Here is a 14,294-nt window from a genome sequence, read left to right as displayed (position 1 = left end):
ACGTATCCCACCCTCCGCGGCAGGAGCCGTGGCAGACTCGGGCCCATCATGTCCACCAGCGCCGAGGCCGCCGACTCCTTCGACGTGCTGCTCGCCGGCACGGTCTTCTTCGACGTCGTCTTCACCGGCTTCCCGCACCCGCCGGCGCCGGGCACTGAGGTATGGACCACCGGGATGGGTTCCTCCCCCGGTGGCATCGCGAACCTCGCCGTGGCCACTTCCAGGCTGGGTCTGTGCACGGGGCTGGCGGCCGGCTTCGGCGATGACCTCTACGGGGACTGGATGTGGCAGGTGCTGCGCGACCAGGAACGGGTGGACCTGAGCAGGTCACGCCGATTCCACGCCTGGCACACCCCGGTCACGGTGTCGCTGGCGATGGCGGCCGACCGGTCGATGGTGACCCACGGCCACCCACCGCCGGAACCGGTGGCCGCGTTGCTCGACCCGCCACCGCGCACCCGGGCCGTGCTCGCCGATCTGGGCGATCCGGCGGTGCGCGAGGCCGGCTGGTGGCGCACCGCGGCAACCGACGGGGCGCTGGTGTTCGCCGACGCCGGCTGGGACCCCGAGCAGGAGTGGGACCAGCGGATCCTCACCGACCTGGCCGACTGCTACGCATTCACCCCGAACGAGCAGGAGGCGATGGGCTACACGCGCACCGACTCGCCCCGAGCCGCTCTGCACGCCCTGGCCGACCATGTGCCGCTGGCGGTCATCACCCGCGGTCACCAGGGGGTGATCGCCATCGACTCGGCCACCGGGGAGGAGGCCGAGGTGCCCGCCCTGGAGGTGGAGGCGATCGACCCCACCGGCGCCGGGGACGTCTTCGCCGCCGCGCTGGTGCTCGGCACGGTGCGGGAGTGGCCGCTGACCAAGCGCCTGCGGTTCGCCGCCCTGTGCTCCTCGCTCGCCGTGCAGCAGTTCGGCGGGTCCCTGGCCGCTCCCGGGTGGGGCGACATCGCCGACTGGTGGCGTCAGGTGCGCCACCGGGCCGATTCCGGGGACGACGACGCCCGCGAGACCGCTGACGCCTACTCCTTCCTCCCCGACTGCCTCGCCGGGGTCACCACCCGGCGGGTGCGGCGCGCAGAGGCCACCATCGCCCGGTTCTCCGACGCCGACCTCGCCTCACCGGACGTGGGACCCCCGACCGCACGATCCTGACCGGAGGCGGCGAACGGGCGATTAGCACGGCTGTGTCCGGATCTGGGATGATCGGGCACCATGAGCGAGCACACCCCGCACCCTGCCACCGCCCCGATCGAGCCCCTCCGCCCGGTCGCGCAGGTACCGGACAAGCCCTCGCTCGACGGTCTGGAGAACCGCTGGGCGCAGGCGTGGGGTGAGAAGGGCACCTACGCCTTCGACCGCACCCGCCCGCGTGCGCAGGTGTTCTCGATCGACACACCTCCCCCGACGGCGTCCGGCTCGCTGCACATCGGGCACGTCTTCTCCTACACCCACACCGACTGCATGGCCCGCTACCAGCGGATGCGCGGCCGCGAGGTGTTCTACCCGATGGGCTGGGACGATAACGGCCTGCCCACCGAGCGGCGGGTGCAGAACTACTACGGCGTGCAGGTGGACACCTCGCTGCCCTACGAGGCGGACTTCACCCCGCCGTATGCCGGTGACGTGCCGAAGAAGCACCGGCCCACCCCGATCTCCCGGCAGAACTTCGTCGAGCTGTGCCTGGGACTGGCCGCCGAGGACGAGAAGAGCTTCGAGCAGGTCTTCCGTTACCTGGGCCTGAGCGTGGACTGGGCGCAGACCTACCAGACCATCGGTCCGGCGGCCCAGCAGACGTCGCAGCGCGCGTTCCTGCGTCAGCTCGCCCGTGGCGAGGCCTACCAGATCGAGGCCCCGACGCTGTGGGACGTCACCTTCCAGACCGCCGTCGCCCAGGCCGAGCTGGAGGACCGGGACCGGGAGGGGGCCTATCACCGGATCTCCTTCCATGGCCCGGACGGACCAGTGGTCATCGAGACCACCCGGCCGGAGCTGCTCGCCGCGTGCGTGGCACTGGTGGCCCACCCCGACGACGAGCGCTACCAGCCGCTGTTCGGCTCGAGCGTCACCTCCCCGGTGTTCGGGGTCGAGGTGCCGGTGCTCGCCCACCCGCTCGCCGACCCGGACAAGGGCGCCGGGATCGCGATGATCTGCACCTTCGGTGACACCACCGACGTCACCTGGTGGCGCGAGCTGAACCTGCCCACCCGCACCATCATCGGCCGCGACGGGCGCATCCTCGCCGAGCCCCCGACGGCGATCACCTCGCCCGAGGGGCTGGCCGCCTACGAGCGGCTGGTGGGCATGACGGTCTTCTCCGCGCAGAAGACGATGGTGGAGCTGCTCACCGAGTCCGGTGACCTGCACGGCGAACCGCGCACGATCTCCCACCCGGTGAAGTTCTTCGAGAAGGGCGACAAGCCGCTGGAGATCGTCTCCTCCCGGCAGTGGTACGTGCGCAACGGCGGACGCGACGCCGACCTCCGCGAGGCGCTGGTCAAGCGCGGCAAGGAGATCACCTGGTACCCGGGGCACATGGAGTCCCGGTACGAGAACTGGGTGGACGGACTCACCGGTGACTGGCTGCTCTCCCGCCAGCGATTCTTCGGTGTGCCCTTCCCGGTCTGGTACCGGCTGGATGACGCCGGCGAGATCGTCTACGACAACCCGCTGGTGCCCAGCGAGGACCAGCTGCCGATCGACCCCGCCACCGACGTGCCCGAGGGCTACACCGCCGAGCAGCGTGGCGAGCCGGGCGGCTTCGTGGGCGACCCGGACGTGCTCGACACCTGGGCCACCTCCTCGCTGACCCCGCAGCTGGCGGGCCGCTGGGAGCGCGACCCGGAGTTCTTCGAGACCGTCTTCCCCTATGACATGCGCCCGCAGGGGCACGACATCATCCGCACCTGGTTGTTCTCCACCGTGGTGCGGGCGAACGCGGAGCACGACAGCCTGCCCTGGCACAGGGCCGCCATCTCCGGCTGGATCCTCGACCCGGACCGCAAGAAGATGTCCAAGTCCAAGGGCAACGTGGTCACCCCGCTGGGTCTGCTGGAACAGCACGGCTCCGACGCCGTCCGCTACTGGTCCGCCTCGGCCCGTCTGGGCGCCGACACCGCCTTCGACGAGGGGCAGATGAAGATCGGCCGGCGATTGGCGATCAAGCTGCTCAATGCCAGCAAGTTCGCCCTGTCCTTCGGTGCCGACTCCCTGACCCTGGACCCGGCGGCCGTGACCGAGCCGATCGACCGCGCGGCGCTCGCCGAGCTGGCCGGTGTGGTGGAGAGGGCGAGTGCGGCGTTCGAGGGGTTCGACCACGCCCGGGCACTGGAGCTGGCCGAGTCCTATTTCTGGACCTTCACCGACGACTACCTCGAGCTGGTCAAGGATCGTGCCTACGGCGGCGAGGCCGCTGCGGTGACGGCCGAGGCGACCGCCAGCGCTCGTGCGGCGCTGTGGCTCTCCCTCGACACGCTGCTGCGGCTGTTCGCCCCGTTCCTGCCGTTCGCCACCGAGGAGGTCTGGTCCTGGTGGCGGGAGGGCTCGGTGCACCGGGCCGCCTGGCCGACGCCGGACCTGCTGCGCCAGGCCGCCGGGGACGGCGACCCCGCTCTGCTGCCGGCCGCCGGTGCGGCCCTGGCCGCGATGCGGAAGGTGAAGTCGGAGGCCAAGGTCTCCCAGCGCACCTCCTTCGTCTCCGCGTCCCTGACCGTGCCGGCCGGGCAGCGGGCTCTGGTGGAGGCCGTGGCCGGTGACCTGCGGGCCGCCGGCCGGGTGACGGGTGAGCTGACCGTCACCGAATCCACCGACGCCACCGGAATCGCGGTGACCGGGGAGCTGCTGCCCCCCGAACCCAAGCAGCCCCAGTAGCCCGATCGGAGCCCCTCGTGCGCGCACTCCAGTACCACTCCTATGGCGGACCCGACGTCCTCACCCTCGGTGAGACCGAGGAGCCGCACGCCGGCCCCGGCGAGGTGCGGATCGCCGTCGAGGCGGTGGCCGTGAACCCGATCGACGCCACGCTGCGGTCCGGCGCCATGGCCAAGCCTGGGCGCGTGCTGCGTGCCCCACGCGTTCCGGGCTCCGACGCCGCCGGCGTCGTGGACGAGATCGGCGAGGGTGTGCGGGGATACGAGGTCGGCCAGCGTGTCTTCGGCGCGGGCAGTTCCGTCACGGCCGAGTTCGCCACCCTGACGGCGTTCTGGTCGACGCCCGAGGACGTGGGCAGCGAGGAGAGCGCCGCGGTGGTGACCGCTGCCGAGACGGCCGTACGGATCCTGGAGGCGGTGCACGCCGAGGGCGGGCAGGTGCTCGTCGTCGACGGTGCCTCCGGCGGGGTCGGGACGGCGTTGGTCCAGCTCGCGAGAGCCCGCGGAGTGCACGTGGTGGGCACCGCCTCGGAGAGCAAGCATGACCTCGTGCGGCGCCTCGGTGGGCTGGTGACGACCTACGGCCCGGGGCTGGCCGATCGGGTCCGGGGCGTGCTCGCCGAAGCCGGACTCGCGGCAGCGGAGCTCGTCTCGGCCGATCTGGCCGGGAAGGGCGCGGCGTCGGAGCTGATCGAGCTCACCGGTGACGCTGCCCGGGTGGCCACGATCGCCGACTTCTCCGGCGAGACGGCGGCGATCGTCACCGACGGGTCCGAGGGTCGCGCCTGGCATGCGCTCGGAGAGGTCGCGGATCTGCTCACCGAGGGCCGGTTCGAGGTGATCATCGACCGGGTGCTGCCGTGGACCGAGGCCGCCGCGGCGCACGAGGCGGTGGAGTCGGGGACCACGACCGGCAAGGTCGTGCTGCGAGTCGGGTGACTCAGCGTTCCTGGTAGCGGTCGAGCACGATCTCGACCAGCTCGGTCGCGGGGGGCTCGTCGTCGGTGAGCAGCGGCGGGGTGACCAGCTCGGCCCCCGAACGGGCCGCGAGGTCGGCGAAGTAGCCCGGCGCGAGGAGGTAGGTGGCCACCGCCACCCGGGCACCGGGAGCGGTGAGACGGCCGCGGGCCTCGGCTACGGCGTCGGGAAGGCGCGGCTGCGCCGCGGACAGGAACGCCGTGGTGACCGGGCGGCCCAACGCGGCCGCCAGCTCCTCCCCCACCTGCCGGCAGTCGGCCACGGCGCCGGCGTTGGAGGATCCGGCCGCTGCCAGCACCACCGCGTCCCCCGCGTGCAGCCCTGCCTCGTGCAGCCGGCGCGTGAGCAGAGCGATCAACCGGGGGTCGGGGCCGAGCGCACCTGTCACGTGGGCGCCGGCGCGCCCGTCGACCGCCTCGGCCAGGTCCACGTGCACGTGGTACCCAGCCGAGATCAGCAGCGGCACCACCCGCACCTCGGTCTCGCCGAGCTCGTCGAGGATGGTGGGGACGTCGGGCTCCTGCACGTCGACGAAGGCTGAGGAGACCGGGATCTCGGGTCGGCCGGCGGCCACCGCGTCCACCAGTGCGGCGATCGCCCGCTGGCCGGCCGGGGAGGAGGTGCCGTGCGAGCAGGCGAGCAGCACCGGCGGAGCCGGGTCGGTGGACGTCCGGGACATGGTCGGCTCCTCGGTCGGGGCCCAGGCGGTGGTCGTCACCATGGTGACGCTAGAGCGTCCAGGTTTCCATGGATGGCTTCCTCGGTTGCCACCACGTCACCGGCGTCTCGCAGGCCGATCACCCCGCGGCGTGCAACCGGGGCGCGAGATCACGTTCGAACAGCTCGAGGAAGCGTCGCTGATCGTGGCCGGGAGCGTGGAAGACGAGGTGGTTGAACCCGGCGCGGCGGTAGTCGAGCACCTGCTCCACGGCGTCGTCGGGGTCGGAGGCGACGATCCAGCGCTTGGCGATCTGCTCGATCGGGAGCTCGTCAGCGGCGCGCTCCATCTCGACGGGGTCGTCGATGGAATGCTTCTGCTCCGGACTGAGGGAGAGCGGGGACCAGAAACGGGTGTTCTCCAGCGCCAGGTCCGGGTCGGTGTCGTAGGAGATCTTGATCTCGATCATCCGATCGATCTGCTCCGCGTCCCGTTCGGCTTTGCCGGCGCCTTCGGCCACGGCGGGCAGGAGCTTGTCCGTGTAGAGCTCCATGCCCTTGCCGGAGGTGCAGATGAAGCCGTCGCCGGCGCGCCCTGCGTAGCGGGCGACCACCGGCCCACCGGCGGCGATGTAGACGGGGATGCCGCCCTCGGGCTTGTCGTAGATGCTGGCGCCGTGGGTGGAGTAGTACTCGCCGTCGAAGTCCACCCGTTCGCCGGCCCACAGCGCCCGCATGAGCCGGACGGCCTCCCGCAGGCGGGCGAAGCGCTCCTTGAACTCCGGCCACTGCTGCTCCCCGGCGCCCTGGAAGCCGGTGGCGATCTCATTGAGGGCTTCCCCCGTGCCGACGCCGAGCATCACCCGGTCCGGATAGAGCATGCCCATCGTGGCGAACGCCTGGGCGAGGACCGCGGGGTTGTAGCGGAAGGTGGGCGTCATGACCGAGGTACCGATGCGGATGCGCTCGGTGCGCTCGCCGACTGCCGCCATCCAGGTCAGTGAGAACGGGGCGTGACCACCCTCGTGCCGCCACGGCTGGAAGTGGTCGCTGATTGCCACCGAGTCCATCCCGTGGGCCTCGGCAGCGACGCCGAGCTCGACGAGCTCGCGGGGTCCGAACTGTTCGGCGGAGGCCTTGTAGCCGAGGGTGAGGGGCAGCATCGCGTGCGTCCTTTCGTGGGGTACGTCGAATCTAACCCCGACGGCGGCCCTCGCCTTCCCGAGCGCGCCGCCGATCGGGAAGGCCGCCCACCACCCGGGAGGTGCACACATCATCAGTGTCAGTGGTCGGTGGTTGAGTGGGATCCATGACGACGACACCTCCTTCTGGTTCCGTGGTGGATCCGCGGCGGGGTGTGCTGTCGTCGTTGCGTGAGGCTCGTGCGGCGGCGTCGGCGTGGGAGGTGGAGACGGCGCGGTTGGTGGTGGCGTGGGTGGGTGAGCACGCTGTCGCCGACGCCGGTGCGGAGGCCCGCGAACGGGTGATCGGGCCGGACGAGCCGGTCGAGGGGGCGGTGCTGGCGGGGTTGGAGGCTCCGATGCGCCTGGCGGGCCCGGGTGCGCCGTGGGTGGCGGATCTGGAGTTCTGCGAGCTGGCCGCCACGTTGTGGATGTCGCCCGATGCTGCGCGCGGCTACGTCGGGGAGATCGCCGAGTTGGCCTTCCGTCTGCCGCGTCTGTGGGAGCGGGTGGTGTGCGGGCAGGTGCGGCTGTGGCGGGCACGGGAGGTGGCCCGCTCCACCAGGGTCCTGTCTGCTGAGGGCGCTGCCTGGGTCGATGCGCAGCTGGCGCCGGTGATCGGGTCCTGCTCGGGGGCCCAGGTGCGACGGGCGGTCGCTGCGGCGTTGGATCGGTTCGATCCTGAGGCGGCCGAGGCCCGGCGGCGGGAGGCGGATGAGGGCCGCCACTTCGACATCGTGTTGGACGAGCCCGGCGGCCCGGAGGTGGTCGGTGCGGGCGGCACGGTCGAGGTGGACGGGGTCCTCGATCTGGCTGATGCGCTCGATCTGGATGCGGCGGTGTCCGCGACGGCGGCCCAGTTGCGGGCGTTCGGGTCCGCCGAGAGTCTGGATGCCCGCCGGGCCCGGGCGGTCGGTGAGATCGCCCGCCGGGAGCTCATGCTGGCGATCCCACCGGTCGAGAGGGCGGCGGGTGATCAAGACAGCGCCGAACCGCCTCCCACGCAGCCGTCCACCGATCCCGGGCGTCGGATCGAGCTGATCCTGCATCTGAGCGCTGACGCCCTCGACCCCTCGTGTGATGGCCGGCCAGGCTCGGGGGTGGTGGGGCGGTGTGAGAACACCCGCTCGCCGGTCTCGGCCGAGCAGATCAGGTCATGGTGCGCCACGCCCGGCACGAGGGTGCTGGTGCGCCCGGTGGTGGACCTGTCCGGTCACTACCCGACCGAGAGCTATGAGATCGCGGGCCGCCTTCGTCACCAGGTCACCACACGCGACCCGCAGTGTGTGTTCCCTTCCTGCACCCGCCGCGCCCGGGCGTGCGACCTCGACCACATCGTCCCGTTCGAGCAGGGTGGCCCCACGTGTGGGTGCAACCTCGCGCCGCTGTGCCGCCGGCACCACAGGGCGAAGACGCACGGGGCCTGGTCCTACGTCATGATCACACCCGGGACCTACCTGTGGACCTCCCCCAGCGGGGAGTTGGTGCTCGTGGACGGGCGCGGCACCTTCCCCGTCCCCTCCCCAGGCGCGGCCCCCGGACACCCCCCGCGCCACGCACCATCACCGTCACCGCATCCCTGCGGGCACGCCGCCCACCGGGACCGGCCCGGCCCACCCGAAAGACCAACACCTGATCAACCCCGCCGATCGCGGGCGCCCGCACCGACCCCACCGAAGAACCGGCCAGACGACCCCGGCCTCGACCCCCCACCCTTCTGAGTACCCCGCCCCGAACCCCGCCGAGCAACGCTCAGCGGGGCCACAGGCACGTCGGTCGTCGAGGGGTCGTAGCCTGGACGTGAATCTCGGGTGTGAGTCGTCATGGGAGAGCTCCATCAGACTCGCACGATCACAACCGTTTCGGGGGGCGGTGGCACGTGGGAGTACTGAGCGACAACGGGCAGCGACTCTCGGGCACTCGCGTGGTTCGTGCGGTGGGCGCTGTGCTGATCGCGCTCGGAATCCTCGGCGCCACGATCACTCGCGTGCACGTGGTGGATCGACAGCGAACAGGTGGCCACCGGTACCTACGTCTCGCCGTGTGAGGACCTGCTGAGCGGGGCGCTGCTGGCGTTCGGTGTGAGCGCCACCATCGGGTCAGCCGCAGTTGCCGCACGGCGCGCGAGGGAGCCGGCACCACCGCAGTGACGGGCGGCGCCCTCAGCCAGGCGCCACCTCGAGCCGGTAGCCGCGCTTGACGACGGTCTTGATCAGCTCCTTGCCGGCTGCCTCACGCAGCCGGCCGATCGCCACCTCGGCCGCGTGCGGGTCCGTCGACTCCCCCGGGAGGGCAGCGAGCACCTCTGCTCGGGAGACCACGGCACCCGCCGATGCTGCGAGCAGCCGCAGCACGGCGATCCCACTGGGCGAGAGCGGCAGAACCTGCCCGTCCAGCACTGCCACGCGTGAACGAATCTGCAGGGCACCGACAGGCGTGCACAGAGCCACGGTCTCGGCGTGCTCGTAGTGCGCCACCAACGCACGCACCAACGCACCCAGACGGCCACGCTCGGGCTGGAGCGGCGCGACACCGCGGTGCTCCAGCGGCTTCGCCGTCACCGGACCCACCGCAGCGGGCACCATCGACCAGTCACGCAAGCGCGCCAGCACGCCCTCCCCCACGCCCTCCTCCTCGGCGGCTTTCAGCCACGCCTCGGCACCGGGCGCCGAGGTGAACACCACGGCGTCGATCTCCCCGTCGGCCGCTGCATGCACCGAGTCCCGCAGCGCTTGCGGGTCCGGCGGCGGGCCCCAGCGGTAGACCACGAGACTGCACACCTGCGCCCCGGCCTCGGCGAAGACCACGTCCAGACCATCGGCGCCTGCGCCATGGTGCTGGACGGCCACCCGCAGCCCGGCGACGCCTTCACCCAGCAGCACATCGGCGATCTCGGCCGACGTCTCCGACTCGGCCACCCAGTCCGCGGTCAGACCAGCCGCCTGGATGGCGCCGCGCGCCTTCGGGCCCCGCGCGACGATCCTGGACCGCTCCAGCACCGCCAGGAACGGCTCGGCGATGCCGTGTGCGTCCGCGGCCTCCACCCACCCGCGGAAACCGATGCCGGTGGTCACGACCACCACATCCGGCGGCTGCTCGATCAGCCGGCGCGTGTCGGCCATCAGCAACTCATCGTCGACGTGCGAGGTGATGCTCAGCGCCGGTGCGTGACGCACCTGCGCACCACGGCGTTGCAGGGCCGCCGCCAGCTCGCCTTTGCGCCGGTCGGCGGTGAGCAGCACGGTACACCCGGCCATCACCTGGTGCAGGTGCGGACGTGCCTGCCCGCCTTCGCTCACGTGGCTACGAGCCTGTGCTCGTCGGCCACGTCGCCGATCACGATGATCGCCGGCGCCTGCACCCCCACCCGGCCGGCCTCCTCGGCCACCCGGTCGAGAGTACTGCGGGTGACACGCTCGGTCGGGGTGGAACCACGCTCGACGACCGCGACCGGGGTATCCGCACCGGCACCCGCCTGCTGCGCCTGCGTCGCGATCGCCGCGAGCTTCGAGACGCCCATCAGCACCACCAGCGTCGCGCCCTCGGCCACCGCCACCGCAGCCGCCCGGTCGAGGCCGGCGTGCCCGGTGGTGACATGGAACGAGGTGGATGTGCCCCGGTGCGTGAGCGGGATACCGGCCAGCGCCGGCACCGAGAGCGCACTGCTGATGCCCGGGACCACCTGCACCGCCACGCCGGCCTCCCGGCAGGCGATCACCTCCTCGCCACCGCGCCCGAAGACGAACGGGTCCCCGCCCTTGAGTCGGACCACCTGCCTGCCCCGCTGTGCCTGCTCCACGAGGATCGCGTTGATCTCGTGCTGGGGCACCGGGTGGTGCCCGGGTGTCTTGCCGACGTTGATGACCTCGACCCCCACGAGGTCCGCGAGCACGTCCACCGGTCCCAGGCGGTCGGTGACCACCACGTCCGCGGCCGCGAGGGCCTGCCGGCCGCGCACGGTCAACAGGTCGACGGCGCCCGGTCCCCCGCCTACGAGGGTCACCTGACCCGTCGCCGGGCGCTGGCGGCGCTGGTCGAGGCCCGCCCGCAGCAGGTCGCCGATCTGGTCCCGGACCGCCGCCACCCGCCGCGGATCCGCCCCCGCCCCGTCCGGGGTGCGCGAGATGTCCGTGACCACCCCGACGAGCAGATCGCCCGAGCGGGTGGTCGCCGGGGTCCGGGCGCTGCCCTCGTCCGCGGCTCCGGCGTTGACGCAGAACACCCGCCGCTGCTCAGCCCAGGCCGCCACCTCGGCGTTGGCGACCTTCGAGTCGGTGGCGGCAAGGACAAGCCACACACCCTCCAGGTCCGGCTCCCGCACGTCCCGCTCGAGCCACTCGGCCCGGTCCGGCATCAGGCCCAGCAGCTCGGCCAGGTCCTCGCACACGTAGGGGGCCACGACCCGAAGCAGCGCACCCTCATCCGCGAGCGCCTGGGCACGACGAGCCGCGACCGGACCGCCACCGGCGATCAGCACGGTGCGGTCGGCCAGATCAAGGCCGAACAAGCTCGTCATGACTTCACATCCTCCACCGACGGACTGTGAGGTCCACGAACGTGCACCACACCGTCCAGCACCTGGACGTCCCAGACGGTGAGGTCGTCGCGCTCGTCGACCGGCTCATAGCCCGCTCGCTCGAGGCAGCCGCCGGTGCGCAACGAGAAGACCTGCTTGTACATCGGTCCCGCCACAGTCGGCTCCCCTTGCCGGGTGCCCACGATGCCGCGGGACATCACGTTCGCCCCGCTGAACGGATCGCGCTGCTGCACCGCGCGCACCTCGTCTTCCCGGAGACGGAACAGAGCCATCTGCTGTCCGTTCACGAGAGCGGCGATCCCCCGTTCCACGCCCAGCTCGGCGAGCCGGCACACCGCCACCCACGCCGCGGTGGAGTCGCGCACCTGCTCGCTGGGCGCCGTCATGCGCGCACCTGCAGCGTCGCACCGGCGATGACGACCGGGCCGGCCAGGTCCTCACCGCTCGCCCGCTCCTGCACGGTGGCGGGCCGGATCTGACCACGATCGGTGGCGTAGGCCAGGTCCGGGTCGGGAGTGGTGGGGGCGTTGACGAAGGAGGAGAAGCGGCTCAGCTTGACCGGATCCTCCAGCACCGCCTGCCACTCGTCCCGATAGGCCCCTACGTGCCGGCTCATGGCCTCGTCCAGGTCGGCGGCGATCCCGAGACTGTCGTCCATGATCACCTCGCGGACGCCCTCCAGGCCGCCCTCGACGTCCTCGATCCACGCCGCCGTGCGCTGGAGCCGGTCCGCGGTGCGGATGTAGTACATGAGGAACCGGTCGATCGTGCGCAGCAGCTCCTCGGACGTCAGATCCTCGGCGAGCAGCCTCGCGTGCCGCGGGGTGAACCCGCCGTTGCCGCCGACGTAGACGTTCCAGCCCTTGTCGGTGGCGATGACGCCGACGTCCTTGCCGCGAGCCTCGGCGCACTCGCGCGCGCACCCGGAAACGCCCAGCTTGAGCTTGTGCGGGGAACGGAGCCCGCGGTAGCGCAGCTCCAGCTCGACCGCCATGGCGACGGAGTCCTGCACCCCGTACCGGCACCAGGTGGAGCCCACACACGACTTCACGGTCCGCAGCGACTTGCCGTAGGCGTGCCCGGACTCGAAGCCGTGCTCGACCAGCCGCCGCCAGATCTGTGGCAGCTGTTCGATCCGCGCCCCGAACATATCGATGCGCTGGCCACCGGTGATCTTGGTGTACAGGCCGAAGTCCTTGGCCACCTGCCCGATCACCAGCAGTCCGTCCGGGGTGATCTCCCCGCCCGGGATCCGCGGGACCACCGAGTAGGTCCCATCCTTCTGCATGTTGGCCATCACATGGTCGTTGGTGTCCTGCAGGGTCTCCTGCTCGCCGTCGAGGATGTGCCCGTTGCCGAGGGAGGCGAGGATCGAGGCCACCACCGGCTTGCAGATGTCGCAGCCACGGCCGGCATCAGTGGCGCCGTCAGGCACATGGCCGAACCGGCCGATGATGTCGGAGAAGGTGTGCAGATCCGCTACCCGGACGGCGTCGAAGAGCTGGGCGCGGGAGAGGTCGAAGTGCTCACACAGCGCGTGGGAGACCTCCACGCCCGCCTTCTCCAGCTCGGTGGTCGTGATCTTCTTGACCAGCGGCAGACAGGACCCGCAGCTCGTGCCGGCCTTCGTGCACGCCTTCACGCCCGCCAGGTCCGTGCACCCGTGCTCGGTCACGGCTGCCCGGATGGTGCCCGCCGAGACGTTGTTGCACGAGCACACGGCTGCGTCCTCAGGCAACTCCAGCCCAGCCAGTCCGTCACCGGATCCGGCCGGGGTGATGAAGGAGGAGGGGTCGCCCGGCAGCGCCGATCCCAGCAGCGGGCGCAGGCTCGCGTAGGCGCTCACATCACCGACGAACACTCCCCCGAGCAACGTCGCGGCGTCGTCGGACATCACCAGTTTCTTGTAGATCCCGGCCACAGGGTCGGCGTAGACGATCTCCATGGCGCCCGCGGTGCGGGCGAAGGCGTCACCGAAGCTCGCCACGTCCACGCCCTGCAGCTTCAGCTTCGTCGCGGTGTCGGCACCCGGGAAGGTCGCCTCTCCCCCGAGCAGCCGGTCGGCGACGACCTCGGCCATCGCATACCCCGGGGCGACCAGGCCGATGCACCGGCCCTCGATGCAGGCGACCTCGCCGATGGCCCAGATATGCGGGTCCTCGGTGTGGCAGCTCAGATCGACCACGGCCCCGCCGCGCTCGCCGATCGTCAGGCCCGCCTGGCGCGCGAGCTCGTCCCGCGGCCGCACCCCGGTCGCCACCACGACCACATCCACGTCCAGGCGCCCGCCGTCGCCGAAGTCGAGGCGCCCGATGTGACCGGTGCGCCGAGAGGGGCGCATCTGCTCGGTCACCGTGCCGGTGCGGACGGCGATGGACTTGTCGTTGATGAGGCGGGTGAGCGCCTGGCCGCCGCCGAGGTCGATCTGGGCGTCCATCAGGTGGGTTCCGAACTGGATGACGGTGGCTTGGGCGCCGAGCGCTCGCAGCGCGCCGGCTGCCTCCAGACCCAGCAGGCCACCGCCGATGACGGCGCCCCGCACCGGACGCTCGGAGCGTGAACCTCTGCCTTCCTCCCGCTTGGCCTCGACCCAGCCTCGCAGGGCGGCGACGTCATCGATCGTGCGGTAGACGAAGACCCCCGGCAGGTCGTTGCCGGGGATCGGGGGCATCGCCGCGCTGGAGCCGGTGGCCAGCACCAGCTCGTCGTAGGTCCAGGTCTCACCGAGCCGGTCCTGCACCTGCCGGGAGGCGCGGTCGATCGACTCGATCTTGCGGTCACGGTGCAGCGTGACGCGCGGGTGGTCCCACAGTGCCGGGTCCCCGAGAGTCAGCTCGTCGACGTCGCGGGCGGAGAAGTAGGAGGTCAGGGCGACCCGGTCATAGGGCTTGAGCGGCTCCTCGGCGAACACCGAGATCTGCCACGAGTCCTCACCGTCGCGGGCCACCAGGGCCTCGACGAGTCGCTGAGCGGCCATCCCACCGCCGATGACGACGAGGTGCCGGCGCTGCCGGTCGGCTGCGGTCATGGTGTGCTCCTTGCGGCGGGAAGGGGTCGTGCTGT

General features: G+C 71.6%; 10 protein-coding genes. 4 read left to right on the top strand and 6 right to left on the bottom strand.

Annotation, left to right across the window (positions count from 1 at the left end; all coding sequences use genetic code 11):
- Positions 1–48: 48 nt before the first annotated feature.
- The 3 genes from LQF12_RS05795 to LQF12_RS05785 are packed head-to-tail and all read left to right on the top strand — an operon-like array spanning position 49 to position 4,817.
- Complete coding sequence (locus LQF12_RS05795; RefSeq protein WP_231055027.1) at positions 49–1,164, top strand: PfkB family carbohydrate kinase; 1,116 nt, start codon at positions 49–51, stop codon at positions 1,162–1,164.
- A 60-nt stretch (positions 1,165–1,224) separates the two neighbouring features.
- A complete protein-coding gene (gene valS, locus LQF12_RS05790; protein WP_231055026.1) occupies positions 1,225–3,879 on the top strand; it encodes a valine--tRNA ligase in 2,655 nt (884 codons plus the stop codon).
- Between the two features lie 17 nt (positions 3,880–3,896).
- Positions 3,897–4,817: an NADP-dependent oxidoreductase gene (locus LQF12_RS05785; RefSeq protein ID WP_231055025.1), complete on the top strand. Its 921-nt coding sequence runs from the start codon at positions 3,897–3,899 to the stop codon at positions 4,815–4,817.
- Position 4,818: 1 nt separating this feature from the next.
- On the opposite strand, the gene LQF12_RS05780 is transcribed toward LQF12_RS05785, so the two are convergent.
- Positions 4,819–5,577 carry a sirohydrochlorin chelatase gene (locus tag LQF12_RS05780; protein WP_354004700.1) on the bottom strand — a complete coding sequence of 253 codons (759 nt, stop codon included), beginning with the start codon at positions 5,575–5,577 and terminating at the stop codon, positions 4,819–4,821.
- Between the two features lie 76 nt (positions 5,578–5,653).
- The gene (gene fgd, locus LQF12_RS05775) at positions 5,654–6,676 is read right to left on the bottom strand and encodes a glucose-6-phosphate dehydrogenase (coenzyme-F420) (RefSeq protein ID WP_231055024.1); all 1,023 of its coding nucleotides are present in this window, start codon (positions 6,674–6,676) and stop codon (positions 5,654–5,656) included.
- A gap of 146 nt (positions 6,677–6,822) precedes the next feature.
- Here fgd and LQF12_RS05770 point away from each other — a divergent pair, with 146 nt between their 5' ends.
- Entirely contained in the window at positions 6,823–8,415 is a 1,593-nt protein-coding gene (locus LQF12_RS05770) for an HNH endonuclease signature motif containing protein (protein ID WP_231055023.1), read from the top strand.
- Between the two features lie 441 nt (positions 8,416–8,856).
- Here LQF12_RS05770 and LQF12_RS05765 read toward each other — a convergent pair whose 3' ends face one another.
- From LQF12_RS05765 to nirB, 4 genes are read right to left on the bottom strand one after another with little or no spacing between them, the layout of a single operon-like run.
- A complete protein-coding gene (locus LQF12_RS05765) occupies positions 8,857–9,951 on the bottom strand; it encodes a uroporphyrinogen-III synthase (RefSeq protein ID WP_231055530.1) in 1,095 nt (364 codons plus the stop codon).
- Positions 9,952–9,989: 38 nt separating this feature from the next.
- Positions 9,990–11,210 (bottom strand): uroporphyrinogen-III C-methyltransferase, encoded by a 1,221-nt coding sequence (cobA, locus tag LQF12_RS05760; RefSeq protein WP_231055022.1) that lies wholly within the window; start codon positions 11,208–11,210, stop codon positions 9,990–9,992.
- A complete protein-coding gene (gene nirD / locus LQF12_RS05755) occupies positions 11,207–11,617 on the bottom strand; it encodes a nitrite reductase small subunit NirD (protein WP_231055021.1) in 411 nt (136 codons plus the stop codon). Before nirD ends, cobA begins: the two co-directional genes overlap by 4 nt.
- Positions 11,614–14,259 carry a nitrite reductase large subunit NirB gene (nirB, locus tag LQF12_RS05750; RefSeq protein WP_231055020.1) on the bottom strand — a complete coding sequence of 882 codons (2,646 nt, stop codon included), beginning with the start codon at positions 14,257–14,259 and terminating at the stop codon, positions 11,614–11,616. Before nirB ends, nirD begins: the two co-directional genes overlap by 4 nt.
- Between the last annotated feature and the right edge of the window lie 35 nt (positions 14,260–14,294).

Source organism: Ruania suaedae, assembly GCF_021049265.1.
Lineage (GTDB): Bacteria > Actinomycetota > Actinomycetes > Actinomycetales > Beutenbergiaceae > Ruania > Ruania suaedae.
The sequence above is the reverse complement of the archived record's forward strand: the minus strand, read 5'-3'. Positions and strand labels throughout refer to the sequence as shown.